22 protein-coding genes and 1 pseudogene are annotated in these 24899 nt (G+C 62.2%); 10 read left to right on the top strand and 13 right to left on the bottom strand.

The genetic code is table 11. The annotated features are described in order from the left end of the window. Positions 1 to 134: 134 nt before the first annotated feature. A complete protein-coding gene (gene yghU / locus ACWHXT_RS04755) occupies positions 135 to 992 on the top strand; it encodes a glutathione-dependent disulfide-bond oxidoreductase (protein ID WP_447957447.1) in 858 nt (285 codons plus the stop codon). 84 nt (positions 993 to 1076) lie between these two features. Here yghU and ACWHXT_RS04750 read toward each other — a convergent pair whose 3' ends face one another. The 4 genes from ACWHXT_RS04750 to ACWHXT_RS04735 all read right to left on the bottom strand — a co-directional run bounded on the left by ACWHXT_RS04750 (position 1077) and on the right by ACWHXT_RS04735 (position 3762). Next, positions 1077 to 1598: a DUF421 domain-containing protein gene (locus ACWHXT_RS04750; protein WP_447895429.1), complete on the bottom strand. Its 522-nt coding sequence runs from the start codon at positions 1596 to 1598 to the stop codon at positions 1077 to 1079. Between the two features lie 82 nt (positions 1599 to 1680). Continuing rightward, on the bottom strand, positions 1681 to 2025 hold the full coding sequence (locus tag ACWHXT_RS04745) for a hypothetical protein (protein ID WP_447957446.1): 345 nt from the start codon (positions 2023 to 2025) through the stop codon (positions 1681 to 1683). Between the two features lie 44 nt (positions 2026 to 2069). Beyond that, positions 2070 to 3062, bottom strand: coding sequence for a lipid A deacylase LpxR family protein (locus ACWHXT_RS04740; RefSeq protein WP_447957445.1), 993 nt, complete (start codon positions 3060 to 3062; stop codon positions 2070 to 2072). A gap of 160 nt (positions 3063 to 3222) precedes the next feature. Then, a complete protein-coding gene (locus tag ACWHXT_RS04735) occupies positions 3223 to 3762 on the bottom strand; it encodes a YaeQ family protein (RefSeq protein ID WP_447957444.1) in 540 nt (179 codons plus the stop codon). Positions 3763 to 3988: 226 nt separating this feature from the next. Between ACWHXT_RS04735 and ACWHXT_RS04730 the strand changes: the two genes are divergently transcribed. Next, a complete protein-coding gene (locus ACWHXT_RS04730; RefSeq protein WP_447928331.1) occupies positions 3989 to 5368 on the top strand; it encodes a GntP family permease in 1380 nt (459 codons plus the stop codon). 42 nt (positions 5369 to 5410) lie between these two features. Here ACWHXT_RS04730 and ACWHXT_RS04725 read toward each other — a convergent pair whose 3' ends face one another. From ACWHXT_RS04725 to ACWHXT_RS04710, 4 genes are all read right to left on the bottom strand, one after another. Continuing rightward, on the bottom strand, positions 5411 to 6112 hold the full coding sequence (locus tag ACWHXT_RS04725; protein WP_447928330.1) for a glutathione S-transferase family protein: 702 nt from the start codon (positions 6110 to 6112) through the stop codon (positions 5411 to 5413). A 121-nt stretch (positions 6113 to 6233) separates the two neighbouring features. After that, positions 6234 to 7007, bottom strand: coding sequence for an enoyl-CoA hydratase/isomerase family protein (locus tag ACWHXT_RS04720; protein ID WP_447957443.1), 774 nt, complete (start codon positions 7005 to 7007; stop codon positions 6234 to 6236). A 23-nt stretch (positions 7008 to 7030) separates the two neighbouring features. Continuing rightward, positions 7031 to 8815: an acyl-CoA dehydrogenase gene (locus ACWHXT_RS04715; protein ID WP_447957442.1), complete on the bottom strand. Its 1785-nt coding sequence runs from the start codon at positions 8813 to 8815 to the stop codon at positions 7031 to 7033. A gap of 136 nt (positions 8816 to 8951) precedes the next feature. After that, a complete protein-coding gene (locus ACWHXT_RS04710; RefSeq protein WP_447957441.1) occupies positions 8952 to 10337 on the bottom strand; it encodes an MFS transporter in 1386 nt (461 codons plus the stop codon). A gap of 360 nt (positions 10338 to 10697) precedes the next feature. Between ACWHXT_RS04710 and ACWHXT_RS04705 the strand changes: the two genes are divergently transcribed. The 3 genes from ACWHXT_RS04705 (at position 10698) to ACWHXT_RS04695 (ending at position 12558) form a co-directional block, all read left to right on the top strand. After that, on the top strand, positions 10698 to 11081 hold the full coding sequence (locus tag ACWHXT_RS04705; RefSeq protein ID WP_447528082.1) for a VOC family protein: 384 nt from the start codon (positions 10698 to 10700) through the stop codon (positions 11079 to 11081). Positions 11082 to 11217: 136 nt separating this feature from the next. Further along, positions 11218 to 11619 carry a DUF4870 family protein gene (locus ACWHXT_RS04700; protein WP_447528081.1) on the top strand — a complete coding sequence of 134 codons (402 nt, stop codon included), beginning with the start codon at positions 11218 to 11220 and terminating at the stop codon, positions 11617 to 11619. Positions 11620 to 11622: 3 nt separating this feature from the next. Further along, positions 11623 to 12558, top strand: a complete 936-nt coding sequence (locus ACWHXT_RS04695) for a lysophospholipid acyltransferase family protein (RefSeq protein WP_447957440.1) — start codon at positions 11623 to 11625, stop codon at positions 12556 to 12558. Between the two features lie 25 nt (positions 12559 to 12583). Here the strand turns inward: ACWHXT_RS04695 and ACWHXT_RS04690 are convergent, their stop codons facing one another. After that, positions 12584 to 14164: an alkaline phosphatase gene (locus ACWHXT_RS04690; protein WP_447957439.1), complete on the bottom strand. Its 1581-nt coding sequence runs from the start codon at positions 14162 to 14164 to the stop codon at positions 12584 to 12586. Positions 14165 to 14408: 244 nt separating this feature from the next. On the opposite strand from ACWHXT_RS04690, the gene ACWHXT_RS04685 reads away from it, so the two are divergent. The 4 genes from ACWHXT_RS04685 to ACWHXT_RS04670 are packed head-to-tail and all read left to right on the top strand — an operon-like array spanning position 14409 to position 19487. Further along, entirely contained in the window at positions 14409 to 15926 is a 1518-nt protein-coding gene (locus ACWHXT_RS04685; protein WP_447957438.1) for a glucan biosynthesis protein, read from the top strand. Continuing rightward, positions 15919 to 17904 (top strand): glucans biosynthesis glucosyltransferase MdoH, encoded by a 1986-nt coding sequence (mdoH, locus tag ACWHXT_RS04680; protein WP_447957437.1) that lies wholly within the window; start codon positions 15919 to 15921, stop codon positions 17902 to 17904. The genes ACWHXT_RS04685 and mdoH overlap by 8 nt, the downstream gene beginning before the upstream one ends. Next, the gene (locus ACWHXT_RS04675; protein ID WP_447957436.1) at positions 17904 to 18686 is read left to right on the top strand and encodes an FkbM family methyltransferase; all 783 of its coding nucleotides are present in this window, start codon (positions 17904 to 17906) and stop codon (positions 18684 to 18686) included. The genes mdoH and ACWHXT_RS04675 overlap by 1 nt, the downstream gene beginning before the upstream one ends. Before the next feature lie 18 nt (positions 18687 to 18704). Continuing rightward, on the top strand, positions 18705 to 19487 hold the full coding sequence (locus tag ACWHXT_RS04670) for a creatininase family protein (protein WP_447957435.1): 783 nt from the start codon (positions 18705 to 18707) through the stop codon (positions 19485 to 19487). Between the two features lie 49 nt (positions 19488 to 19536). Here the strand turns inward: ACWHXT_RS04670 and ribA are convergent, their stop codons facing one another. Beyond that, on the bottom strand, positions 19537 to 20640 hold the full coding sequence (ribA, locus tag ACWHXT_RS04665; protein ID WP_447957434.1) for a GTP cyclohydrolase II RibA: 1104 nt from the start codon (positions 20638 to 20640) through the stop codon (positions 19537 to 19539). 97 nt (positions 20641 to 20737) lie between these two features. Between ribA and ACWHXT_RS04660 the strand changes: the two genes are divergently transcribed. Beyond that, positions 20738 to 21592, top strand: coding sequence for a RibD family protein (locus ACWHXT_RS04660; RefSeq protein ID WP_447958008.1), 855 nt, complete (start codon positions 20738 to 20740; stop codon positions 21590 to 21592). Positions 21593 to 21661: 69 nt separating this feature from the next. Here ACWHXT_RS04660 and ACWHXT_RS04655 read toward each other — a convergent pair. From ACWHXT_RS04655 to ACWHXT_RS04645, 3 genes and pseudogenes are all read right to left on the bottom strand, one after another. Beyond that, positions 21662 to 22528 (bottom strand): annotated as a pseudogene (locus ACWHXT_RS04655) (lysylphosphatidylglycerol synthase transmembrane domain-containing protein); the annotation flags it as partial. Positions 22529 to 22531: 3 nt separating this feature from the next. Beyond that, positions 22532 to 24457 (bottom strand): glycosyltransferase, encoded by a 1926-nt coding sequence (locus ACWHXT_RS04650; RefSeq protein WP_447957433.1) that lies wholly within the window; start codon positions 24455 to 24457, stop codon positions 22532 to 22534. Further along, entirely contained in the window at positions 24454 to 24852 is a 399-nt protein-coding gene (locus ACWHXT_RS04645) for a 6-pyruvoyl trahydropterin synthase family protein (RefSeq protein ID WP_447895411.1), read from the bottom strand. The genes ACWHXT_RS04650 and ACWHXT_RS04645 overlap by 4 nt, the downstream gene beginning before the upstream one ends. Positions 24853 to 24899: the final 47 nt, after the last annotated feature.

The following is a 24899-nucleotide window of genomic DNA, read 5'->3' as shown; positions in this document are numbered from 1 at the left end:
TATACGTCCTATAGCGGGTTTTCACTAGCTTGATGAGGGGTGAGAGACTACGTTTAGAGCATGTTAATATTCGAGAGCGCCATTGATTAAAGAGGTGGCGCTAAAGACGATTGTTAAGACCAGGAGCCGTTTTGATGAGCGATAGCTACACACCGCCACGTGTTTGGGAGTGGGAACCCGGTAACGGGGGCAAATTCGCGAATATCAACCGCCCGACGGCGGGCGCTCGGGAGGAAAAGCCGCTGCCGGTTGGCAAGCATGCGCTCCAGCTTTATTCGCTGGCCACGCCCAATGGCGTCAAGGTGACCATTCTTCTCGAGGAGCTTCTAGAAAAGGGCATCAAGGAAGCCGATTATGACGCCCACCTCATTCAGATTGGTGAGGGCGATCAGTTCGGCAGCGGTTTCGTGGAGGTGAATCCGAACTCCAAGATTCCGGCGATGATGGATCACAGCGTTACCCCGCCCCAGCGGGTATTCGAGTCGGGCTCGATTTTGCTGTACCTGGCCGAGAAGTTCGGCGCCTTTTTGCCGACTGACCCGGCCAAGCGTACCGAAACACTCTCCTGGCTTTTCTGGCAGATGGGCAGCGCGCCGCTTCTAGGCGGGGGCTTCGGCCACTTCTACGCCTACGCGCCGGAAAGCTATCAGTACCCGATCGACCGCTACACCATGGAAGTGAAGCGCCAGCTCGACGTACTCGACCGCCACTTGGCGGACAACCGCTACATGGCCGGTGACGAGTACACCATCGCCGACATGGCGATTTACCCCTGGTACGGGGCACTGGTGAAAAACCGGGTCTACGAAGCGGCGGAATTCCTCCAGGCGCACACTTACAAAAACGTGGTTCGCTGGGCCGAGGAGCTCGACGAGCGCCCGGCGGTCAAGCGTGGCCGCATGGTCAACAAGACCTGGGGCGATGAGAGCGAGCAGCTTCACGAGCGCCACGACGCCAGCGACTTCGAGTACAAGACCCAGGATAAAGTGTAAGGGTCGACCGCTTACCCATCGCACAGCAAAACGGCCCTCGAGAGGGCCGTTTTGCGTTGATAACCCACCAAAATGTTAGCGCCTTTAGTGCGGACCGCGAACGTCTTGAAGGCTCGTGCGCTCGCCGGGGCTTTGGCTAGTCACCACCGAGAGCGAACCATCGGTTTCCAGCACGACCGCCGCGGCCTCGTTCATGTGGGCAAGCCCGCTTGCGCGCACCGCCGAGCGTACTTCGTCGGCGGTCACCCGGGCCTTGTAGAGCGCGTCTACCAAAAGCTCGCCTTGATAGAGCAGCATCAGCGGCTCGCCGGTCACCGCTCGCTTGACCCAGCCCACCCGCACGCTGAGCCAGGTAATCAGATACTGAAGCGCAATCAGCAAGGCCAGGGCCAGCGTGCCTTCGGCCAGTGCCACGTCCTTGGAGAGCAGCACCGTGGCAAGGGTCGAACCCAGCGCGACCGTCACGATCATGTCGAAGGCGTTCATCTTGGAGAGCGTACGATTACCCGAAATCCGCAAAAAGACGATCAGCACGAAGTAAGCCAGTACACCGACCACCAGCGTGCGTACCAGGCTTTCCCAACCGCTAAAAAACATCATGTCCATACGTAATACGCCGCCGTTTTCGATTCATGGACGTTGAGTGTAGTCACTCGATCCAGGACCGTCAGTGGGGATTACTTCGGACTCATTGTGGGTCGGCCTGGCGCTTTTGGTACTCACTCCACCACTCGGCGTAGGAGCTGTTTTTAGGGGCGCGCTCGTTCTCGTCCGGCGCGCCGTCGTCCCACCAGACCGGGCCGCGTTCGCCCAGCGCCTCTTTGGCGCTCTGCACGTCGGCCCGGGCTTTTTTCAACGCCTGCTCGTCGTCCTGGTCCTTGGCGGTTTTGACCGCGCGGCGCGCCTTCATCAAGGCGTTGACGTGCTTTTGCTCTTCGTCCTCGTCAAGGCGCGGGTCGGTGCAGCGCCAAAGCCGGTTTTTGGCCACGAAGTAGCGGCCATCCGGGGTATGAGGAAACGGCGCTTTTGGCATATAACGGCCCTCGTCAGATACGGCGTTGGCGACGCTTCAACGACCTAGAAACGCTTGGTCAGCGTGATCGAACCAATGGTGTCGTGGCTCTCCTGACCGTCGAACTCCTTGGTACGCTTGAGCGCGGTGTAGTTGACCTGCCAGTCGTCGTAGCCCAGCGCCAGTCCGGCGGAGGCGTCGGCCACCCACTCCTTGCTGTCGACCGAGTGGCTCGACGAGAAAACGTTGCCGTCCAGGGTCAGGTTATGCGCCATGTAGTAGCCGTCCACGTTGGCGAACAGATACCACTGCCAGCCGTGGGTGCTTTCAAATTGCCCGCGATTGCCGGGGTTGGGCGTAATCGTGGGCACGCCACTGGCGTCATCGCCCCAGCGCACGCCGTAGCCCGCACTTGCGTAGGTATAAAGGTTACCCAGCGCCGCGCCCAGGCTCGGGCCGTGGGCGAACTGCTTGCCGGCTAGCGGCATGTCGATCCACCACTGGCGGCGCAGGGTCGCGTTGGCGATTGGCTCATCGCTTAGCTGGTTGTCCCAACCCCGCGGCCGGTCGCTATCGGTGATGCGGTGCACTTCGCGCTGAATGCTATCGGCCTGGGAGGACGGCCCGACCAGGCCTACGTCCAGGTGCAGGTCCGTAGCCCGAGTAATGTTCTGGGTAATGGGCGTGTCTTCGTAAAACGACATGCCGGCAAACACCAGACCGGCATACGGCCGGTCATCCTCGATCAGCGTAGGCTCTTCGATCAGTTCTGGCGTGTAAATCTGGTGGACCAGCCGAAACGCCACCTGGTCGGCCCGACCGATGATGGCATCGGGCAAGGCGGTAGCCATGCGCTGAGTCCAGCTCTCGTTATCCGGGGCGTAACCGTAGTTGAGCTCGAAACCGCTGGTAAAGTGGTTGTCGTCGCTACTGGCGAGGCCGTCGTTTTCGATCTTGAGTGTTAAGGCGCTGTCGCTGGCTGCGGCGAGCGGTGATAACAGCAAAAAAGAAGCGGCAATAGCAAAGGCGTTCCGCCGTTTGGCAGAAGATACGTTCATGTTTCGTTCCTTGAGGCGTTCGGGGACCCGGTAAGCGTAGACGCTTATATACATTTTTGGCTGTATGCTACTAAAAATTTATTTAGTGGGCGTACTTTTCCCTTCGATGTTTCCAGGCCCGTATCAATCCATTGAGCATGATAGCGATACAAGCGGCGTCCTAACGCTCGCGAATCAGCCAGTTCGGGGTGACTTCGTGCTGCCCGGCATCGTTGGTCACAAATAGTGAGCCATCACTGATCATTATAGCCCAGTTGATCGCCCGGGGCAGGTCGGCGGCCACGGCCGCAAGGGCCGACTCAGGCAGGGTCGCCACGTGTAGATTCTTGAGCGAGGCAACGCCTGGCAGGACCTTTGCCTCCCACTGGTCCGTTCGCCCGTAGGCGAGCAGCGAAACGCGCTCGGCGCGACGCGAGCACCAGGTCAGGCGCTCGGCGTCGGGCTGGCCTACCTCGATCCAGTGAAGCACGCGGCCATCCAGGCTTTTCTCCCAAAGCGCCGGTTCGTCTACGTCGGAAAGCCCGCGGCCAAAACCGAGCGCTTCGCTATACCAGAGAACAAAGGCCAAAAGGCGCGCACAAAGGCGCTCTTCGGTTTCGGAAGGATGCCGGGCCACGGTGAAACGCAGCGTTTCGAATACGTTGCGGTCCAGGTCGGTCAGGTTCAGATCCACTTTATAGGGGGTCGCGCTTAAAGCCATTGAGGTCGTCCGATTTAATGTGGCCGTTAGTGTAACGGATTTGCGCTGCCCTCGCGTCGCTTCCAGGCGCGGCGCGCCCGAACGATGGTTCACTTTGTACGAAGCAGTATTAAACCAAGGTCGAGTGTTTAACGTCCGGGGTCATGCTCTACCATGCAAACACCACGATGTTACCGATAACATTTAGCTGCCGATGACCCAACACTACTGACCCTGGAGCTCGCTCATGGATGGATGGACGCAAACGATGTCGGCGGGCCCCTTGCTGGGCATTGCCGCAGTAGCCGTTTTGCTGCTTCTGCTGCTGATCATCAGATTCAAGGTACACGCCTTTTTGGCCTTGATCGTCATCAGCTTTCTCACCGCGCTTGCGACCAACATCCCTTTTGACGCCATCGTGCCCACCCTGGTCGACAGCTTCGGGGGAACGCTTGGCGCCGTGGCGCTGCTGGTGGGCCTTGGCGCCATGCTTGGCAAGCTGGTGGAGCACTCTGGCGGGGCGCGCGTGCTGGCCGACAAGATGATCGAGCTGTTCGGCGAGCAGCGCGCTCCCCTGGCGCTGGGCGTCGCGTCGCTGTTGATGGGTTTTCCGATTTTCTTCGATGCCGGCTTGATCGTCATGCTGCCGATCATCTTCGCCGTAGCGCGTAAACTGGGCGGCCCGATTCTACTTTACGCCATGCCCGCCGCCGCGGCGTTTTCGGTCATGCACGTGTTCCTTCCCCCGCACCCGGGCCCGGTCAGCGCCGCCGAGTACTACGACGCCAATCTGGGGCTTTTGATGCTTACCGGGGTGGTCATCGCCTTGCCGCTTTGGTGGGTGTCCGGCTATATGTGGGGCAAAATCGTTGCCAAACGTCATCCTTTCCCGCTAGGCAAGGCGCTTTTTGGGGACGTCAAGGATGAAGAGATTACCAACCCGCCGGCGGTAGGCACGATCCTCTTCATGCTGCTGCTGCCGTTAGTGCTGATTTTCATGAATACCGGCCTCGACTTCCTGCGCTCACTCGGCGCGGTCGACAGCGGCCAGGCATGGTTTCAGCTGTTACGCGCCCTGGGCAGCACGCCGGTGGCGCTTTTGATCTCGACGCTGGTCGCCATGCTGGTACTGGGGCACCGCCGCGGCGTAGAGGGCAATGCGCTCGAAAAAGTGCTGGATTCGTCGCTGGGGCCGATCTGCTCGGTGGTGCTCATCACCGGTGCTGGCGGCATGTTCGGCGGCGTTCTGCGCGCCTCGGGCATTGGCGATGCGCTCTCCGGCTCGCTCAGTGACCTGGGGCTGCCGGTGATCGTGGCGGCCTACGTGATCGCCGTCATCATGCGCCTGGCGCAGGGCTCGGCCACGGTCGCACTGGTCACCGCGGCGGGTCTGATGGCCCCCGCCGTCATCGGAGGAGGCTTCACGGATATGCAGGTCGTCGCCATCACCATCGCCACCGCGGCGGGCTCGGTATTTGCCGGCCACGTCAACGACTCGGGCTTCTGGCTGGTCGGTCGACTGCTGGGCATGGATGTCAAAACCACGCTCAAGACCTGGACAGTCCAGCAAGCACTTGAATCGCTGGTCGGCTTTATTCTCGCCTACCTGATTTTCCTGTTGTTTTAAAACCGTTTGCCTACCAGAGGCGGGCCGCTGCCCGCCTCTTCATTATGCCTTGCTACGCTCATCGTTTAATAAAGTGGCGTTCGCAAGTGTGTCTTTCTCATGATTAGGCTCGCGCCAAGCTTCCGCTAACGCCCCTTCATACCAGGCCCGCATGGCGGGAAGCGCCAGCAAGCGATCGACGTATCCGCGCGAGCGCTCGCTTAGCGGTAATCCGAATGTCTGTACGCGAAACGCGACCGGGGCGAAGAAAGCATCGACACCGCTAAACTGCTCACTGGCTAAAAAGGGGCCACCAAAACGCTCGAGTCCCTCTTGCCACAGCGCATCCAGGCGCGTCAGATCCTTTTCCAGCGCCGCTGAAAAAGCGTTTGGCTTAACGCGCACCCCACAGTTCATCGGGCACTCGCCGCGCAGCGCACCAAAGCCGCTGTGCATTTCAGCGCTTGCCGAGCGTGCCCAGGCGCGGGCGGCGCGGTTTTCCGGCCACACGCCAGGATGAACCTCGGCCAAATACTCGATAATCGCCAGCGAGTCCCACACCGGGCCCGCCTCGTCATCAGCGGCCACCAGGCAAGGCACCATTGCCGAGGGCGAGAAGCGAATGAAACTGTCGTGGCTCTCCCCCGCACCGCCTTCAAACGGCGTAACGTGTTCGTTAAAGGGGATGTTCAGGGCCGTCATTAACACCCAAGGGCGAAGCGACCAGGAGGAGTAGTTTTTATTGGCGATATGAAGATCGTACATCGCAGCACCACGCATTTAATGAGAGAGCCTTCGAGCATAAAAGAGGGGTGACCGTTGGGCCACCCCTTAATAACGGTGCGAGCGTTAATGAAATGAAAGCAGTGAGATTAGAACAATGTCATTAGAACTTCGCGGGGCGTTTTTCGACGAAGGCGCTCATGCCTTCTTGTTGCTCGGCCCCGGCAAAGCAGAGGGCGAACAGACTGGTTTCCAGTGCCAAGGCGCTGTCCAGGTCCTGATCCATGCCGTCGTGCACCGCCTGTTTGGCGGCGCGCACCGCCTGGCGGCCGTTGCCCTTGAGCTGTTGGGTGAGCTCTTCAGCGTAGTTTGCAAGCTCCGCCTGGGACATGACGCGATTGACCAGGCCGATACGCAGCGCTTCCTGGGCGTCGATCTTGCGCCCGGTGGTGACCAGGTCCATCGCCAGGGCGGGGCCGACCCGACGCGGCAGGCGCTGGGTGCCGCCAAAGCCTGGAATCACGCCCAGTAATACCTCGGGCTGGCCGAACACGGCGTTATCGCTTGCCACCGCCCAGTCGCAGGCCAGCGCCAGTTCACAGCCGCCGCCCAGACAGAACCCGTTGACCAGCGCCACGACCGGTACCGGCAGCGTTTCAAGGCGCTTGATGGTCCCCAGCGCCTGTTTGGCGAACGCACGCGCCTGCTCCGGGTCCTTGTCGCGCATCTCGGTAATATCCGCCCCGGCTACGAAGGACTTCTCCCCGGCACCGGTGAGCAGCACCAGGCGAAGGTTGGTCTGGCGCTCGAGGGCGTCAAGATGCGTTGCAAGCGCTTCGAGCACCTCGCCATTGAGTGCGTTCAGCGCCTTGGGCCGGTTGATCGTCAGCGTTACGACGCCGTCGTTGTCGTTTTTTTCGATTACCTGTTCGCTCATGTTGGCTCCTTTTTTATTAGGGATCAGGATAGGTCGCCATCGACATCCATCAGGCACTCATAGCCCGCTTCGATCACCGCGCGCTGGGCCCGACCGACCGGCAGCCATTGGGTAATGACGAAATGCGCGCTGGCAAGCTTGGCCTTGTAGAACGCATCGCTACTTTGCGCGCGGGTAGCAGCAAGCGCCGCCTCGCCCATCTGCCAGGCGCAGAAGACGTGCCCGGCCAGGTTCAGAAACGGCGTGGCGTAGGCCTGAACCGCATCGACACCGCGATCCAAATCCTTGCCCTGCTCGAGCACGATGGCCATCGCCGCGCGCAGATCCTGGGCGCCCTGGCCGAGCGCTTCCCCCAGATGCGCCAGGCCCGCGTCATCGCCCAGGGCGCTGGCGGTTTGCTCGACGCGCTCGATCAGGCGCGTAAGCGCTGCGCCGTCATCGCGCTGGAGCTTGCGCCCGGCCAGGTCCAGCGCCTGAATACCGTTGGTGCCTTCGTAAATGGGCGCGATGCGCACGTCGCGCAGAAGCTGGGCCGCCCCGGTTTCCTCCACGTAGCCCATGCCGCCGTGCACCTGAATGCCCAGGGAGGCGATATCCACCGCCTGGTCGGTCGAGAAGCTTTTGACGATGGGAATCAAAACGTCGATCAGCGCCTGGGCGGCCTCGCGCTCGGCGGGCGTATCGCTGCGGCGTGCAATATCGAGCTGGCCGGCGCAGTAAAGGGCCAACGCCCGGAGCGCATCGGTACGCGCGCGCATGGAGAGCAGCATGCGCTTGACGTCCAGGTGCTCGCTAATCGTGGACTCCTTGCCGCCGCGGGCGCTGGAAAGACGCCCCTGAACGCGTTCCTGGGCGTAATCCGCAGCGTGTTGGCAGGCGCGTTCTGCCACGCCAATGCCCTGAATGCCGACCTTGTGGCGCGCTTCGTTCATCATGGTGAACATGTGATTGAGCCCGCGCCCCTCTTCACCCACCAGGTAGCCAATCGCCCCGCCCTGCTCGCCGAAGCTGAGCGTGCAGGTCGGCGAGCCGTGAATGCCGAGCTTGTGTTCGATGGAGGCGCAGGTGACGTCGTTACGCTCACCGAGCGAGCCATCGTCATTGACGAGAAATTTGGGCACCAAAAACAGTGAAATGCCCTTGTTGCCTTCCGGCGCATCGGGTTTGCGGGCCAGCACCAGGTGAATGATGTTTTCCGCGGCGTCGTGCTCGCCCCAGGTGATGTAGATTTTCTGGCCGCTGATGCGGTAGTGATCGCCTTCGGGAACGGCTCTGGTGCGCACCTTGGAAAGATCCGACCCGGCCTGAGACTCGGTCAGGTTCATCGTGCCGGTCCAGCGCCCTTCGACCAGTTGGGACAGGTAAGTCGCTTTGAGCGCGTCGCTTCCGTGATGGGCCAGGGCCTCGATCGCGCCGGCGGTGAGCATGGGGCACAGACCCAGCGCCATATTGGCGCCGTGAAGCATCTCCTGCACCGCACTGGCCACGACTTCGGGCAGGTTCTGGCCGCCCAGCGCTTCACGCACGCCGATACCGTTCCAGCCGCCTTCCACAAAAGCCTGGTAGGCGCTGACAAAGCCTTCTGGTGTGGTGACACTGCCGTCCGGGTGGCGCGTGGCGCCCTGCTGGTCACCCACGCGATTTAGTGGGCCCCAAACATCGCCGGCCAGTTTAGCGGCCTCTTCGAGCACGGCTTCGACCAGATCCGGCGTGGCCTCCTCAAAGCCGGGCAGCGCCAGCGAACGATGCGCCAGCATCTCTTCGAGTACAAAGCGCAGATCGCGAACCGGCGCGACATAATCCTTCATGGCAACCCCTCAACCCAGGTGAAGTGACGTTTGAAAACGCGTAATCGTTAACTACAGCATGGTAGTCAAACGAGCGTTTGCACACTATTCACCCAAGGTATCACACCCTCTGGATTCACCGGTGGCCTTTACTGGCTTAAAGGGTCGGCGCCTGGGGGCGATGAACGCCCTCTACATCGTCGTAGTAGGTAATGTGCACTTCGTCCTCGGCCGGCGGGCCCACCATCGGCTCCGCCACGTCCACCTCGGGAACGACCTGGGAGAGATCCTCCAGGTGTTCGTGCTCCAGCGCCCCTTGAACCAGCTCCTCGGTGACGATCAGTTCGGCGCCGGCGCTGGACATCGGCGCTGTTGCGGTAAACGGCGCCACCGGTAGCGGTGCCGGGCGCACGCTGCGCCGCCAGCCAAAGAACAGCAAAAAGAACAGGCTCATGGCGCCGAACGCCCAGAAAAGCCCGGCGTCGCCAACAGACGTCATCACCGGGGAAATCAGTAGCGGGCTCAAGGTCGCGCCGATGGAGTTGATCAGCAAAAGCCCTTGGCTCATGCGCACCAAAGCGCCGGCGGGCGCCCGGTCGGCGGCGTGGCTCACGGCCACCGGGTAGAAGGCGAACACACCACCGCCGAGCAAAAACAACAATACGGCCAGCACAGGGGTCGAAAGCGTCAGCCAGAGCATCGCACCGGAAATCACGATACAGAACGCGCTGATACCGATCAGCACCATTTGCCGGTCGTGGCGGTCGGACCAGCGGCCAATGGGGTATTGAAGCAGCATCGCCCCGAGGATCAACACGGCCATCATTTGGCCGACCTGGCCCACACTCATGCCGATGCGTTGCAGGTAAAGCGGTAAAAGCGAGTAGGCGGCGGCCACCACCATGCCCGAGCCAAGGCTGCCCACCACGCCCGTGGGGGTCATGGTGATCAGTCGGTGCGGCGGCAGCGGTTCGGCGTGTTCGATCAAGGGGGAGACGCGGGGAATCATCGCCATGGGCAACACCGAAAGCGACGCCAGCATACCGATTACCATGAAGGGCGCGGTCACGCCCATGGCGTTGGTCACGCCTAAAAGAAGCTGGCCCACCACCCCGGCGGCGTAAAGCGAAATCATGTAAAGGGCGAGCAGCCGGCCGCGCACCTTTTGATCGCCAGCGGTCAAAAGCCAGCTTTCGATGACCAGGTAGACGCCCACCGTGGCCCAGCCGCCGATCAAACGCAGCACGAACCACGCCCAGGGGTCGAAGAAAAGCCCTTGCAGCAAAACGGTCACGGCGACCAGCGAGGCGAAGCTGCCATAAGCGCGAATATGGCCAATACGCACCAGCAGCCGGTCGTTGAACATGGCGCCAAACGCCAGGCCGATGAAGTAGGCCGACGACACGACACCGATCAGCGTCGCGGATTCGCCCGCCGCGTCCAGGCGAAGGGTGATCAGCGTGGCCAAAAAGCCGTTGCCGATCCCCAGAATGAAAAGCCCCAATAACGGCGCAAGCGCCATAGCCAACAGTTGCCGCGACATGCCCACCTCACCTTGCCTTGCCATAATGGTGTTGAGTACCGTACCGGCCGCTTCTTTGCCGGTACACACAAAAGGCAAGAAAACGGGCGCGCAATTATTGCGCTCGGCGCTTTAAAGTCAACGCTTTTTATATCGTATGTTAACTATCGGCTGAGAGAGCCCGTCCTTTATCCAACCCGACGCGGCGTTTACGGTAATATTACCAGGGTGCAAGTACTACCTGGCTCGCCGGCCAATGATTAACTGACACTCAACGACCGGGCTGGCGTATCATCCTGGGTACTGATCAAGAAAGGGCGGTCTCAAGTTCCAAGCCCCGGATCACGATAATCTTTTCAGGAACGTATTAAGGAAGGTGACATGCTCACAGGCCTGGACCATTTAGTAGTAACCGTAACCGACATGGGCCGCGCCGTGGATTTTTACTCCCGCGTGCTCGGGCTCGACGTGCGCTATCGCGACGCCCAGCGGGTGGACCTGATGCTGGGCGATACCGCGCTGCGCCTGCATCAAACCGATACCGATATCGCGCCGATATCCGCTACGCCCACGCCGGGCAGCCTGGACTTGTGCCTGCGCTGCCAACTGCCGCTGGAGGAGTTCATCGACCATCTCGAGGCGCTTTCCGTCGAGATAGAGCTTGGCCCGGTACAGCGCCAGGGAGCGAGTAGCACCATCGAGTCGGTGTATCTGCGCGACCCGGACGGCAACCTGCTGGAAATCTGCCGCCCGCTGGGACGTTGAACCGGGGAGGCTAAGAAAAAGTTACTCTCCACCGATGATACCGGTTGTCATCCGCGCTATTATAGCGCCTTCACCCGCATCGCCGAGATGCTGGACACCATTGTTTGTAACGACATTTGTAACAACAGGAGTACCCATGCAAGATGACAACACCCCACTGAACGGCGATGTCGTAGGCAGCGAAGCACAGACAGGCAGCGTCGCCAAGAAGCCCGACACCACCTTCGTCATGGTGAACTATGCCCTTTATCTCGCCGGTTACGTCACCGGTGGTTTTACGATGCTGGTAGGGCTGATCATCGCTTATGTCTATCGCGGCAAAGGCCCCGAATGGCTCGATGAGCACTACCGCTATCAAATCCGTACCTTCTGGATCGGCATGGTTTACAGTGTCATCTCATTATTCTTGTTCTTGTTTGTCATCGGCATACTCATGTTAGTACTACTCGCGGTCTGGATGATCGTCCGCATTGTCGTCGGTTTCAAGGCGCTGCAGGAAGGACGCGCGCCTTCCAATGTCGATACCTGGCTCATCTGATCCATGCAGGACGAGGATCGCGGTACGCGGCGCGGGGCGCTACAGGCGCGCGTCATCGCTTGGCTATGGAAGACTCTTTCCCGGCGGCGCTTGACGACACTCTGGCGCGTGGCGTCGCTACTCGGCCCTCAGGTTTACCGTTTTAGTAAGCGTGAGCGCCGCGTTACCGAGCTCAACCTCAACGAGGTCTACCCTTCTGCTACGGCCAACGAGCAAAAGCACCTCGCCAAGCAGAGTCTCAAGCACTCCACGGCCACCATGCTGGAGCTTGGCTTCGCGTGGATGGCCGCGCCGGAAAGAGTCGCCGCGTCGATCATCGCGGTGCACGGCCGCGACAAGCTGGACAGCGCCCGAGCCGAGGGGCGTGGCGTAATCGTACTCGCCCCCCACTTTGGCAACTGGGAAGTGCTCAACTTCTGGCTCTCCAACCACTTTCCCTTCACCGCCATGTACGAGCCCCCCAAGATCAACGATCTGGAGCCGATCATTCGCCACGGCCGCGAGCGCATGGGCGCAAGTCTGGTACCCACTAACCCGCGCGGCGTGGCGGCCCTTTTGAAGGCGCTCAAACGCAGCGAGGCGATCGGTATCCTGCCCGACCAGGAACCCAACTGGGGCAGCGGCGTTTTCGCGCCGTTTTTCGGGCGGCCGGCCTACACCGCGACCCTGCTACCCAAGCTCGTTGCCCGCACCCAGGCGCGCGTCGTCACCGGTGTGGCGCTTCGCGTGCCGGGCAAGGGCTTCGTGATCCACTTTTTGGATGCCGACGAGCGCGTCTACAGTGAAGAGGACGTCACGTCAGCCACCGGCGTCAACGCAAGTGTCGAAGCCTCGATTGCGCTAGCCCCGGAGCAGTATCAGTGGGAGTACAAGCGCTATCGCAAGGTCGTCGAAGAGGCCCAGGGCCTTAAAAACGTCAAGCAATATCGTCTTTACTGATACCCGCCACACCCGCTAACCCTGCTCAAGGCGCCGGCGCGCCGAAATCTTCCTGCAACCAGTGACGCAGCTCGCTCATTCGTGGCGCGCTATAGGGATCATCGAGCGGCGGAAGCGTGCCATCGATAAAGCCGCGGGCACGGAAGGCGTCCAGCAGCGCCGGATCCTTGCTGAAAACGTGCACCGGCACCGCCGCACTTGCCTCTTCGCCGGTGATCAGCGGCGCCGGCTGGTGGTCACCAAGAACGATCAAGAGCGTCTCGTCGTCCACCACGCGCTCGGCAAAGCGTCCGGTGGTTTTGACCGAATAATCCACCGACCAGCCGTAGTGGTCGCGAATACGCTCCAGGTCCTGCCAGAGCACCTCGGGCGGGTCGGCGGCGTTTTCCCAAGGGGTGAAAATCCCACCGTCGCCAATCATCGACCAGTTCTCGAGCACGGGCAGTATCGGTGTCCAGGGGGCATGGCTCGAAATGAGCGTGATTTGGGCGAAAAGCGGGACATCGTCGAGCTGTGTGCGGGCGACGTAATCCAGGGTGAACTGATCGGGCATGGTCACCCAGTTGAGCATCGGCCCGGCGTAGGGAATATTGCGCGCGGTTTTGATCTCCTCGAACCCATAGGCGACGCCCTCGGGCCAGGCAAGCGTAATGGCCGGCATGACGGTGAGCGAGCGCTGGCCGGTCGCGTGGAAATCATCCACCAGGGTGGAGTGGCCGCTATCCAGCATGAGCCGGTACCAGAGCTGGTTATCGATCCATCGCCCGCTCAATACGCTGGCGTGAGCAAGCCAGGACTGGCCGCCACGGATCGGCGCCTCTAAAAGACCGGAGACCACGCCGATATCGCGCGCCTGCAAGCGCTCCTCCATTTCCTCGAGCGTTGCTTGAATGAGCGCGCCATAGCGCGGGCCGTCGAGCGCCGTCACCCCGTAGGATTCGATGAACGTTAGCAGCACGTTACGCCCGGAAAGACCCGGCAGTGGCTGCGCCTCGAGCGGCGTCTGCTCGAGCTGGTCTTCGAAGGCCTGCCGCGCCCGATGCGTGGCGGCTATCTGCTCGGCCTGAAAACCCGTGACATCGACCATCGGCAGCGCTGAATTCGCCAGTACCCGGTGGCCGTTATACGCCAATACGCCGAGCACGAGCGCGCCTGCCGCCACCCCCAGGGCGAGAAGCCCCGGCAGGCGCCGTGACGCAAGCGAACGCCTGGGTGAGAGCAGCCAGCCCACCAAAACGAGCACGCCCAAAAAGAGGAACCCGCCCAGCAACATTATGAAAACTCCGGCCAACTGGCCTACATTACCTACTAGCAGATGATAAATAGAGCGCAGCAGCGGAACATCGAGATACAGGTTGAGCGAGCGGCCAAACGCCGTATGGGTAGCGACGCCGCCCAGGTTGGCAGCGCTGACAAGCCCCGCCCACGCGACGATGAGCACCATGAGCAAGCGGCGCACGCGCCCTACCGGCATCAGCATCAGTAGCGGGGCCAGAACCCACGCTTCCAGGGCAATGAGCACTACGCCGGGAGCCTCGAAACGCCACCACAGGGGGGCGACGAGCAGAAAATTAAGCGCTAGCGTTGCGATTAAAAAGCGGAGCATGAATAGGTCGACACCCTGAAAAAACCTTTTAGGCGAGAAAGGCCGCAACACCGTATAGTTAACGCTGCGTTGACCGGACGGACTTTAATCGCCAACCTAATATAGTGGTCTGAAATTCAAGGATAACGGAACTGCGCCTGGCAAAATAGCGATAGTCAAAACACCAGGCCCTCCTGCAGCAATAAAATACATTTAAAGCCTGGTTTTCGATTAATCATGGCCTTTATAAGAAGGGAACTCATTCATGAAAGGTCGCCTTGGCGCGAAATGGATCGTGGCGTTGGGCGTGGCTAACGCCCCGCTTGTTCAAGCAAACGACGCCCCGTTCGACGACGTGATCGCACGCGCTGAAACCCTGGCCGCAGCGCCTTACGAGCCGCCGAAGCCGCGCCTCTCCAGTGCCTTGCAGAACTTAAGCTACGATGCCTACCGCCAGATTCGCTTCGATCCCGAGCGCGCCTACTGGCGCGGAAACGACTCGTTTTCACTGCAGCTTTTTCATAGCGGATTTTTGTTTTTACATCCGGTGAAACTCAACGTCATCGACGGTGACAACGTCGAGCGGCTGCGCTTTACCAGTGACGATTATATCTACGAAGGTGAGGCTCAGGCCCTGTTAAAGGACGACCTGTCCGGTAGCGACCACGCGGGGTTTCGCCTGCATTACCCGCTCAATAGCGAAGCGTATCACGACGAGGTCGCAGTCTTTTTGGGCGCCAGCTATTTTCGCCTGGCAGGACGCGACCAGGCCTACGGGCTCTCGGCGCGGGGGCTTGCCATCGATACCGCCGCCGGTGAGCAGGAGGAGTTTCCCGAGTTTCGCGAATTCTGGTTCTTCAAACCCGATGAAGGCGACACTACCCTGACCTTTTTAGCGCTGATGGATAGCCCTTCGCTAAGCGGCGCCTATCGCTTTACGCTCACCCCGGGCGAGCAAACCGGCCTGGAAGTCGAGGCCGAGCTTTTCGCCCGCGACGATATCGATAAACTCGGCGTCGCACCGCTCACCAGCATGTTCGCCTTCGGCGACGTCACATCGAACCCGCCCGACGACTTTCGTCCCCAGGTCCACGACTCCGACGGCCTTTTACTGCATACCGGCGGCGACGAGTGGATATGGCGCCCGCTCAGCAATCCGGACACGCTACGCCTTTCCCAGTTCAGTGACGAGGGTCCGGCGGGGTTTGGTCTGATGCAGCGCGAACGCGACTTCGACCGCTACCTGGATATGGAGGCGCAATACCATCGCCGGCCGAGCCAATGGGTGGAGCCGCTGCAAGCCTGGGGCTCGGGCCATGTGGAACTGATCGAAATCTCGACCCCGGACGAAACCCACGACAATATCGTCGCGTACTGGGTGGCAGACGCGCCATTGAACGCCGGCGAGTCGCGCCCGCTGCACTACCGCACCTACACCCTCGACGAGGCGCCCGAAGCCAACACCCAGGCCCGGGTTTTTCGCACCCGCCAGGGGCAGGTGGGTATTACGAAAGCGAGCGCCGTGCGCGAGGAGCGCCAGTTCATCGTGGATTTCGAAGGCGGCGAGCTCGATGGCTTGAGCCAAGACGCGGATATCGAACTGTTTATCGAGACCAGCACCGGTGATGTGCGCGAATCGCACGTATTGGCACTGCCCGCTAACCGGTGGCGCGCCAGCTTCCGTATCCCGACCGATGCCGCCACCGACATCCGTTTACGGCTTGAATTGAACGGCGAACCGATTAGCGAAACCTGGAATTACGTGTGGTACCCCGATGTCTGAACAACTCAATACCGATGTTCGTATCCCCTGGCTTGGAAGCCGCCGCGCCTTTTACGCCTTCGCGGTGCTTGGCTCGAGTGCGCTAGGTTTTTTAGCGATGGCACGAGTCGTCGCCGATTTAGCCCTGGGCTGGCAAATCGCGCTGCTGACCCTGTTCGTGCTTACCTTTGGCTGGATCGCCATGGCCTTTTGGGGAGCGGTGTGTGGCTTCGTCATCTGCGCGCTTCGCCTGGACCCGTTGACACTTCGACGCCAGCGCCCGGCCCCGCCGAACGCCTACCGGCTGGTCAGTAAAACCGCCCTGGTGATGCCGATCTACGCCGAGCCGCCGATTCCGACCATTGCCGGTCTCGAGGCCACCTGTCGCTCGCTTTTGGGTCAAGCCAACGCCCAGGACGCAACACCTGATGAAAGCGGCGAAAACAAGCTTCATCCACACTTCGACGTCTTCATTTTAAGCGATACGCGAGATCCGTCCCAGGCCGAGGAAGAAGCGGCCCACGTTGCGGCGTTACAGCAACGCCTGGCCGGTCAAATCAACGTCTACTACCGCCGCCGCGAAAACAATGAAGGGCGCAAGGCGGGCAACATCGCCGAGTTCTGCCGGCGCTGGGGGCGACGCTATGACTTCATGGTGGTGCTCGATGCCGACAGCCTGATGAGTGGCGCCACGCTTTTGCACATGGTGCACCGCATGCAGCGTGAGCCCAATGTCGGGCTCATTCAGACGGTTCCCATTCCCGTTGGCCAGCACACGCTGTTTGGCCGATGCTTACAGTTGGCCTCGGCCCTATACAGCCCGATGCTGGCCGCCGGACAAAGCTTTTGGCAAGGAGACGCGGCCAACTACTGGGGGCATAACGCCATCATTCGCACCCGTGCCTTCATGGCGCATGCGGGGTTGCCGGCCCTGCCGGGCAAGGCGCCCCTGGGGGGCGAGCTATTGAGCCACGATTTCGTGGAAGCCGCGCTTTTGAAGCGCGGCGGCTGGAAAGTATTGCTGGATACCGGCGCGACCACCGCGGTCTCGTCCCAGGCGCCGCCTACCGGCGCCAATCACAACAGCTTCGAGGCGATGCCCAGTAACCTTTTAGACTTTGCCAAACGCGACCGACGTTGGCTCCAGGGCAATTTGCAGCACCTTCGCCTGTTGACCGGCGCCGGCTTTCACCCGATCAGCCGCCTGCATTTTCTATTCGGCGCCTTCGCCTATCTCTCCTCGGTGGTGTGGCTGGGGCTTTTGGTGTGCACCAGCCTTTTGGTATGCGTTCAGGCCATGACCGCCACCCCGGGCCATGCCCTGCCGACACCCCTCTCGCTCGGGCTTTTATCGGTCACGCTTTTCATGCTGCTCGCTCCCAAGCTTTTGGGGTTGCTGCTGACCCTCGTGCAGTCTCCCAGGGCCTTTGGTGGGCGCTTCAAGCTCGTCGTCAGCGTGCTGGTCGAACTGCTCTTCGCCGCCCTCATCGCACCGCTGATGATGGCCTGGCACAGTCTTTTCATCTTCAATGTACTGCTGGGCCGCTCCGTCGATTGGCAAACCCAGCATCGGGGTGAGCGCTCACTAGCCTGGCGCGAGGCCTGGTGGCATACCGGTTGGATGACGGTATGCGGTGTCGCCTGGGCCGGGGTGATGTATCTCTTCTCGCCTCATGCGTTTGCCTGGCTGGCCCCGGCCTGGTTTGGCTTGATCGCCGCCGCGCCGATCGTCAAGTATTCAAGCAGCGGTACCTGGGGCGGGGTCATCAGCCACCGCCTGGGCCTTTTGAAAACCCCCAGCATTACCTTCAAGCCCGCGCTTTTGAACGACTTCGCCGCCCTGGGCGCGCGAAGCGGCGATGAGTACGCCCATAAGACGCCGCTCGAGGGTGCCACGTACCCTCTGCCTGGCGAGCTTTTGGGGGATATGCCCCGCCAGTCGTTTCGTCGATTCGACAAGCAGCCAATCGTCGACGCCTCGGCCAAAGAGCCCCATTGATGGCGCACTCGCTGCTGCAAAGGCTCAAAAGCACCGGCGGCGTAGCGCGTTCACTAATCGTCTACTGGCGCCCTGGCCGTCAAAAAGGGCTAAGGCGCCTCTATCGCCCGTTCATAACGCCAGGCGAGGTGGCGTTTGATATCGGCGCGCACCTGGGGGATCGCAGCGCGGCGTTTCGAGCGCTGGGCGCCAGAGTCGTGGCTCTCGAGCCTCAGCCAGCACTGGCCAAGTGGTTTCGGCGCGTACTCAAACATGACGATATCACCTTGCTGTCGCTGGCCGCCGGCCCCGAGGCGGGCCACGCGGATATCGCGATCAGCGCCGCCAACCCCACGCTCTCTACCCTGGCCCATGAGTGGCGCAGCCAAATAGGTACGCATAACCCGGGCTTTCAGCACATCGCCTGGGAGCAGACGCTGCGCGTCGAGGTGACCACGATGGACCAGCTCATCGCGCGTTTTGGGCTGCCCTGCTTTATCAAGATCGATGTCGAAGGCTTCGAAGCCGAGGTACTCAAGGGGCTCAACCACCCGGTGGCGGCGCTTTCTGTGGAATTCGTGGCCGGTGTACTTCAGGTCGGCCACGCCTGCGTCGTGGAGATCGAGCGCCTGGGTGACTACCGCTTCAACGCCGTGGCCGGCGAGCAGCGCGATTTTCGCTTTGCCGAGTGGCAAACCGCCGCGGCGCTGCGCCAATGGCTCGCCGAAGGCGCCGACGGGCTCGCCTCTGGCGATCTATACGCCTGCCGAGCGGACCACCCATTAATGACCTCAAACGCCTAATAACGCACAAGGAGCGGCATGATTGTTCACTGGCAGGCGCTTACCGCGCCAAAGCTCAAAGAGATCGCCGCCCGCGATCCGGTGGCGGTTTTGACCCTGGGCGCTATCGAGCAGCACGGCACGCACCTGCCGCTGGCTACCGACCTGATCATTGGCGAGGGACTGCAAAGCGCCATGCTGGACGTGCTGGATTCGGCCGTAGACGTCATTTGCCTGCCGCCGATCGCCGTGGGCGCCAGCGACGAGCATAGCCACTTTGCCGGCACGCTGAGCCTGCCCCACACGACGGCAATCGCCACCCTCGAAGCCTACGGGGAAAGCGTCGCGCGCGCGGGGATCAAGAAGATGGTCTGGATCAATAGCCACGGCGGTAACAAGGCGGTCATGGACCTGGCTGCGCTGACGCTGCGCAAGCGCTTTGCGATGCGCGTGGTGAAAGCCACCTATACGCGCCTTCCGCCGCTGGAGGCCGCCCTCGACCCTGACGAGCTGCGCTACGGCTTGCACGGCGGCCTGCTGGAGACGGCCATGATGCTTTACCTGGCGCCGTCGCTCGTACATCTAGAAGACTACGCGCCCGCCCCGCCAGCGCAGCCTAGAGAGCCCGAGCATTTGCTCGGCCCCGAGGGGGCCGCAGCGTTTGCCTGGCTGGGGGAGGATTTGAGCGAGCACGGCGTAGCCGGCGATGCTACCGGCGCCGAGGCGGCACTGGGTCAGCGCCTGGTGGAGCACTACGCGGCCCAACTCGCCCAGGTAGTCGCGGAAACCGCCACGCTTCGCGCTTTTCAAAAGGCGCATTAAAACGCCGCCAGCGGCACTTACTGGCGGCCGGTGCAAGCGCTTACTTTGGTTAGCGGCCGCGGCCTTCCAGCACGTCGTCGAGCAAATGCCCCGCGCGGTTGGCCTTGGCGCTCAGGTAGCGGTGATTTTGATCCGTCACGCTGCCATAAACGGCCTGGCGCGAGACGACTTCGACCCCGCCGTCCGTCAACGCCTGGATTTTAAGCGGGTTGTTGGTCAGAAGCTGTACCTTGTCGATCGAGAGCGCGCGGAGCATATCCACCGCCACGGCGTATTGGCGCTCGTCATCGCCAAAGCCGAGCACCTGGTCGGCGTCGACGGTGTCGAGCCCGCCATCCTGCAAGGTGTAGGCGCGCAGTTTGTTGGCAAGGCCGATACCACGCCCTTCTTGCGCCAGGTACAAGAGTACTCCGCCGCCCATCGCCTCGATACCCGCCACGGCATTTCTGAGCTGCTCGCCGCAATCGCAGCGCAGGCTGCCGAACAGGTCGCCGGTCAGGCAGGCCGAGTGCAGGCGAAGTGGCACCGCGCCTTCGATTTTTTCGAGATCACCAATCACGACGGCCACGTGCTCGCGCAGCCCGTCCGGCTCGCGAAACAGCACGAAACGGGTCTCCACCGCGTCCTCCAGAGGGATGCGCGCTTCACTTATCCGCTTGAGCATGCCCGGGGCGCCGGCCAGGCACTGTTCGGCTTCCTCGGCGTCGACCTCCAAAAGCTTGCCTTGCACGAGCTGCTCGTCGATGGCGCTGGCCTGAGCGTCGCTCACCTCGGCGCAGAGCGCGGCGGGAATGAGCAGCGCCCGGCGCATCAGGTTGACCGCGGCGCGCTCGCCCACCCCGGCCGGCTTTAATCCGGTCAACAGACTTGAAGCGCTCTCCTCGCCCTTGGCCACGGCAAGGCGATGGAGATCCCTTTCGCTCACCTGCTCGGCAAGCGGCAGACACGCCGCCTCGGCCTTGAGCGACATGCCCATGGCTTCGAGGCGGTGGCGCGTCAATATCATGGCCGGCCGCGAGCCGGAAAGCGTGGATAACGTATCGACTGAAACGCTGCCCTCCAGTGCCTGCACCAGCAAGCGTTGACCACCGGTCTTCAACACCACGGGCAAGCCGCGGCGAATGTCGAAAATAGCGCGTTCAATGTGATACATGTAGGCCTCCTGGTTGCCTGGTAATGCGAGCAAGGTACGCTTGCGTTGGGCGCGTGGCCCCGGCATGATTCAACGTTGATTTTTCCTGGGAGGCGTCATGCCCGACTCCGATGGTTTGATAGGCCTTGCGCCGGCTGGCCCCGTTATCGACGTCGATAACGCCTGGCAGTGGCTGCTCGCCACGCGTAACGACGCCGCTAGTGACATCCCCATCATGCTTTCCGGCGAAGGCGGGTGGCACTGCCCGGACGGCGTTCGCGTCACCCCCGAGGCCGAGGCACTTCTGACCTGCCTGACGCCGCTGGCCGGGCAAAAGACATGGACGCTGGCCCAGCTGGGACAAAGCCTGGATGGGCGTATCGCCACCGAAAGCGGTCATTCGCACTATATCAATGGCTTCGAAAGCCTGGTTCACCTGCACCGGCTTCGGGCGCTGGCGGACGCCGTGGTCGTGGGCGCGGGCACCGCCGCCGCCGATAACCCCCAGCTCACCGTGCGCCACGTGAGCGGCGCGCACCCGGTCCGCGTGATCATCGACCCGCGCGGGCGCGTGCCCGCGACGCTGGGTCTTCTGCAAAGCGAAGCGCCTCCCACGCTGCACATCATCGGCGCCGGGGGCGAGCGGCGCCCCACCCGTGCCACCCAGTGCGAGCTGCCCTTGAACGCGAACGGCCAGTTCGACCCCACGGATGTCGTGGCGCTTCTGCGGGGGCTGGGCTATCGTCGCATTCTGGTCGAAGGCGGTGGCATCACGATTTCCAGATTCATCGAAGCCGGCACGATTGGCTATTTGCATCTTCTGGTGGCTCCCCTGTTGATTGGCTCGGGCCGGCCGGGTCTTCAAATGACGCCGATCGACACGCTGGAGAGCGCGCTGCGCCCGCGTATGCGCACCTTCCCCTGCGGGGACGACACGCTCTTTGACATCTGCCTGGCCAGCAGCGCTACCTGACGGCGTCGCCTGGCCGCGCTGGCCAAGGGCAACCCAAATGCCTGGCAGGCTTGCAAGCATGACCAGCACCCCGTAGGCCAGCGAAATGGCCACGCCCTGGGCCGAAGGCAGCCCGACCCACAGCCAGACCGCCGCCGCCGTTCCCTCGCGAAGCCCCCAGCCGGCGATGGAGAGCGGCACCAGCATGGCAAGCAGCAGCGGCGGCGTCAGGGCCAGAATGCTCCAGGTGCTCTGCTCGATACCGATCGCGCGTGCAGCGCACACCATGACCAAACCGTAGCTCATAACAATGGCAAGGGATGACGCCAGCTGCCAGTACCAAACGCCTCGTTTGAGCAAGCTGCGGCGAATATCGCGCCCGAAGGTAGCGCACCAGGCGGGTGGCTCGAAGGTGCGGGTTTGGCTCAGCCAAAACGCGAACGCCCCTCCACCAAGCGCCATCGTGATCACGCCCCCCGCCAACAGCAAAAACCCGGTGGCCCCCAGCGCGCGATGCCAAAGCGGCGAAGCGCACAGCGCCAGTATGACCAAAAGCGCCACGGCGCCCTGGCCCGAGGCGCGCTCGAGCAGCACCGCGCGCCAGGCGCCGCCTCTGGAGGCCGACTGGGTCGCGTGGCGGTGGGCACGCCCGGCGTCGCCCAGCACGCCCCCCGGCAGCAGCTGATTGACCAAAAGCGCCAGGTAGTACTCACGCAGCGCGTAACCATAGCGCAGCGGCACCCCCACCAGATCCGCGGTGAACTTCCAGCGCCAGGCGCTTAGCATGACCTGCAAAACGCTAATCGCCAGCGCCAGCGCCATCCACATCGGTGATAACCGCTGGACCTCCCGGGCCACCTCGCCCGGGTTTACCCAAAGCGCCACCGCGCCCAGTAGTGCCGCACTGATAAGCCCGCGCTGCACCCAAGGGGTTTTAAGCCACGCCACTACGCCCATGCGTTACGCCTTTACGGGCGGTAAGGCGAGCACATCCTGGTGCCCGACCCAGATGCCTAGCTCACCGGCTCTGACCATGGCCAGGCGCGCGTCGCGCCACTGCGCGATGCGGCTTGCCTCTACGGGGGCCTGCTCGGTCATCGCCTCGGCCCAGCCCTCGAGCAGCGAACACATCATGGGAGCGAATTCAGGGTCCCCGGCCCTAAGCTGCCAAGGGGTAGCGGCCTGCTCTACGTGAAAGCCGTGGGCGTTCAAGGCCTCGACGAGCTCGGCCTGGGCGGCGGCGCCCAGCGCGCTGCCAAGGCCCTTGTCGCGAAGCTGGTGCGCGTTGAACAGCGCCAGCGCCCAGCGATCCTCATCGTTTTCGAGCATCTCGCCGGCCGGGTCGACGAAACACCACTGACCGGTGACGCTAAGCGCCACTAAAAGCGCCTGCTTCTGCGCCGCGCACCGCTTGGCCAGCGCTTCGATCCACTCTTTGGAGACCAGGTCCAAAAGCGCCGAGGCGGTGACGAGTTTTGCCGCCGCCAGCGCTTCGTGGTCCAGGTCACTGAGCGAGGCACAGTGAATACGCGCTTTGACGGCTTCGCCGCTAGCGCTCGTTAGCGCCTCGGCCCGACGCTGAGCCTCTCTTAACAGGCGCTCGTCGTGATCCAGTAATTGCCAGCTTTGCGCCCCGGGAAGCCGTGGCGCCAGAAACTGCATGCTGCTGCCGCGCCCGCAGCCCAGATCGGCAATCACCGGCTCGCCGGGCTGCTCCTCGAGCCACCGACCCGCCTTGTTGGCAAGCTCGGCGCTGCGCGACTTGAAATCCGCGCTTTCCCGAAGCGTTAGCCAATCGGCACCAAATTCGCTGCCCGCCGAAAGCGCAGCCGGGCGGCCAAGCGCGTTTGCAAAGGCCTGCCCCGCCGCTTGCCAGTCGCCAAGCGCATCCCGCGCGGCGAGTGCCCCTTCGCGCAGGCGCGCGCGCAGCTCTTCATCGCTTAAAAAGCCCTCGAGCGCTTCATTAAGCGCTGCGACATTGCCCGGTTCTACGCTCATACCCGCATTGGCGGGCAAGGTGTCGGCCAGCGCCCCGCCGGTCGTGGTCATCACGGGCAAGCCGTGGGCCAGGGCCTCGGTGACCACCATGCCGTAGCCTTCGTACCAGGAGGGCAGCACCAGAGCGTGGGCGTGCTGGTAGGCGGCCTCGAGGGTAGCGGCGTCGCACTCGCCGTGCAGGGTGATCTGGTTCAATCCGTGGCGCTCGATCAGCGCCTCGACCTCGGCGGTGAAAGCCGAGTCGCGCTTGCCGCCATAAAGGTCGCACTGCCATTGGGTAGCGCTGACCCCGGCCAGCGCCTTGACCAGTACGTCCTGGCCTTTGCGTGGGGTCAGAGTAGCCACGCATAAAAGGCGTAGCGGCTCGCCGCTTGCAGGCGCCGGGCTAACGGGAGCGGGCTCCACCCCGGGCTCGACGGCGGTAACGGGGGCGCGCAAGGGCACATCGTATTCATCCGCCAGCGTTTCGAGACGGCGCTTTGTAAAGCGGCTGGTGACGATAATACGCGCCACGCTTTGCAGGCCCTGAAGCTCGCTCGCGTGTAGCCGCCGTTGCGCCGCGTCGTCCAGCCCCTGCTCATCGCCCAGCGGGTGGTGCACAAGGGCGGTGATATCCAGCCGTGCACCGTGGCTTGCCACGATATCCGGAAGGCTACCCATCGCCAAGCCGTCGATAATCACCCGCTCGCCACCGCCCAATGCACTCAGCGCTTGGGCGAGTTCGCCCGCGGCCTCGTCGCAGGCGTCCGGGAAGCGCCCGGCAAGCTCGGCCACGTTTACCTCGAAGCCCTGCTCGCGAAGCGCAGCTACCATGCGGGCATCGTACATATAGCCCCCGGTACGCTGATCGAGCGAGCCCGCCACGACCAGGGTAAAGCGCTTTCTCATAAGGCGCCTTCGTAGCTTGCCCAGGCCACATGGGATTCGTGAAGCGTCACTTCCATATGGGTAATACCTTGGGCGGTAGTGCCCATCTTGCCCTCTTTGATGCTTTTGGCCAGCGCATTGAAAATCACCCCGGCCATGAATTCGGTGGTGGTGTTTTTGCCCTTGAACTCGGGGACTTCATCGAGGTTTTGCATGTTGTAAGCGGCCAGCACCTCTTTCACGGTGTCGCTTGCCAGGCCGATATCGATCACCAGCCCGTCGCTATCAAGCTCCGGGCGCTTGAAGGCGACATCGACCACGTAAGTAGCCCCGTGGGTGCGCTGGGCCGGGCCGAAAATCTCGCCCTTGAAGCTATGGGCAATCATGAAATGGTCGCGAACGCATAAACGGTACATGAAAGTTCCTTTTCTAAAATGTGCGGGCCAGGGATTGAACGCGTAAG

Source organism: Vreelandella halophytica (assembly GCF_968193635.1).
Note: the sequence above shows the minus strand (reverse complement) of the source record. Positions and strands in the feature narration are given on the sequence as shown.

Excerpts from the sequence above, each read along its gene's own strand:
- ACWHXT_RS04750 (WP_447895429.1), bottom strand. The coding sequence starts at position 1,598 with ATGGACATGATGTTTTTTAGCGGTTGGGAAAGCCTGGTACGCACGCTG.
- ACWHXT_RS04730 (WP_447928331.1), top strand. The coding sequence starts at position 3,989 with ATGGATGGATGGACGCAAACGATGTCGGCGGGCCCCTTGCTGGGCATT.
- ACWHXT_RS04720 (WP_447957443.1), bottom strand. The coding sequence starts at position 7,007 with ATGAGCGAACAGGTAATCGAAAAAAACGACAACGACGGCGTCGTAACG.
- mdoH (WP_447957437.1), top strand. The coding sequence starts at position 15,919 with ATGTCTGAACAACTCAATACCGATGTTCGTATCCCCTGGCTTGGAAGC.
- ACWHXT_RS04745 (WP_447957446.1), bottom strand. The coding sequence starts at position 2,025 with ATGCCAAAAGCGCCGTTTCCTCATACCCCGGATGGCCGCTACTTCGTG.
- ACWHXT_RS04670 (WP_447957435.1), top strand. The coding sequence starts at position 18,705 with ATGATTGTTCACTGGCAGGCGCTTACCGCGCCAAAGCTCAAAGAGATC.
- ACWHXT_RS04725 (WP_447928330.1), bottom strand. The coding sequence starts at position 6,112 with ATGTACGATCTTCATATCGCCAATAAAAACTACTCCTCCTGGTCGCTT.
- ACWHXT_RS04695 (WP_447957440.1), top strand. The coding sequence starts at position 11,623 with ATGCAGGACGAGGATCGCGGTACGCGGCGCGGGGCGCTACAGGCGCGC.
- ribA (WP_447957434.1), bottom strand. The coding sequence starts at position 20,640 with ATGTATCACATTGAACGCGCTATTTTCGACATTCGCCGCGGCTTGCCC.
- ACWHXT_RS04685 (WP_447957438.1), top strand. The coding sequence starts at position 14,409 with ATGAAAGGTCGCCTTGGCGCGAAATGGATCGTGGCGTTGGGCGTGGCT.
- ACWHXT_RS04690 (WP_447957439.1), bottom strand. The coding sequence starts at position 14,164 with ATGCTCCGCTTTTTAATCGCAACGCTAGCGCTTAATTTTCTGCTCGTC.
- yghU (WP_447957447.1), top strand. The coding sequence starts at position 135 with ATGAGCGATAGCTACACACCGCCACGTGTTTGGGAGTGGGAACCCGGT.
- ACWHXT_RS04675 (WP_447957436.1), top strand. The coding sequence starts at position 17,904 with ATGGCGCACTCGCTGCTGCAAAGGCTCAAAAGCACCGGCGGCGTAGCG.
- ACWHXT_RS04710 (WP_447957441.1), bottom strand. The coding sequence starts at position 10,337 with ATGTCGCGGCAACTGTTGGCTATGGCGCTTGCGCCGTTATTGGGGCTT.
- ACWHXT_RS04650 (WP_447957433.1), bottom strand. The coding sequence starts at position 24,457 with ATGAGAAAGCGCTTTACCCTGGTCGTGGCGGGCTCGCTCGATCAGCGT.
- ACWHXT_RS04705 (WP_447528082.1), top strand. The coding sequence starts at position 10,698 with ATGCTCACAGGCCTGGACCATTTAGTAGTAACCGTAACCGACATGGGC.
- ACWHXT_RS04735 (WP_447957444.1), bottom strand. The coding sequence starts at position 3,762 with ATGGCTTTAAGCGCGACCCCCTATAAAGTGGATCTGAACCTGACCGAC.
- ACWHXT_RS04715 (WP_447957442.1), bottom strand. The coding sequence starts at position 8,815 with ATGAAGGATTATGTCGCGCCGGTTCGCGATCTGCGCTTTGTACTCGAA.
- ACWHXT_RS04645 (WP_447895411.1), bottom strand. The coding sequence starts at position 24,852 with ATGTACCGTTTATGCGTTCGCGACCATTTCATGATTGCCCATAGCTTC.
- ACWHXT_RS04740 (WP_447957445.1), bottom strand. The coding sequence starts at position 3,062 with ATGAACGTATCTTCTGCCAAACGGCGGAACGCCTTTGCTATTGCCGCT.
- ACWHXT_RS04700 (WP_447528081.1), top strand. The coding sequence starts at position 11,218 with ATGCAAGATGACAACACCCCACTGAACGGCGATGTCGTAGGCAGCGAA.
- ACWHXT_RS04660 (WP_447958008.1), top strand. The coding sequence starts at position 20,738 with ATGCCCGACTCCGATGGTTTGATAGGCCTTGCGCCGGCTGGCCCCGTT.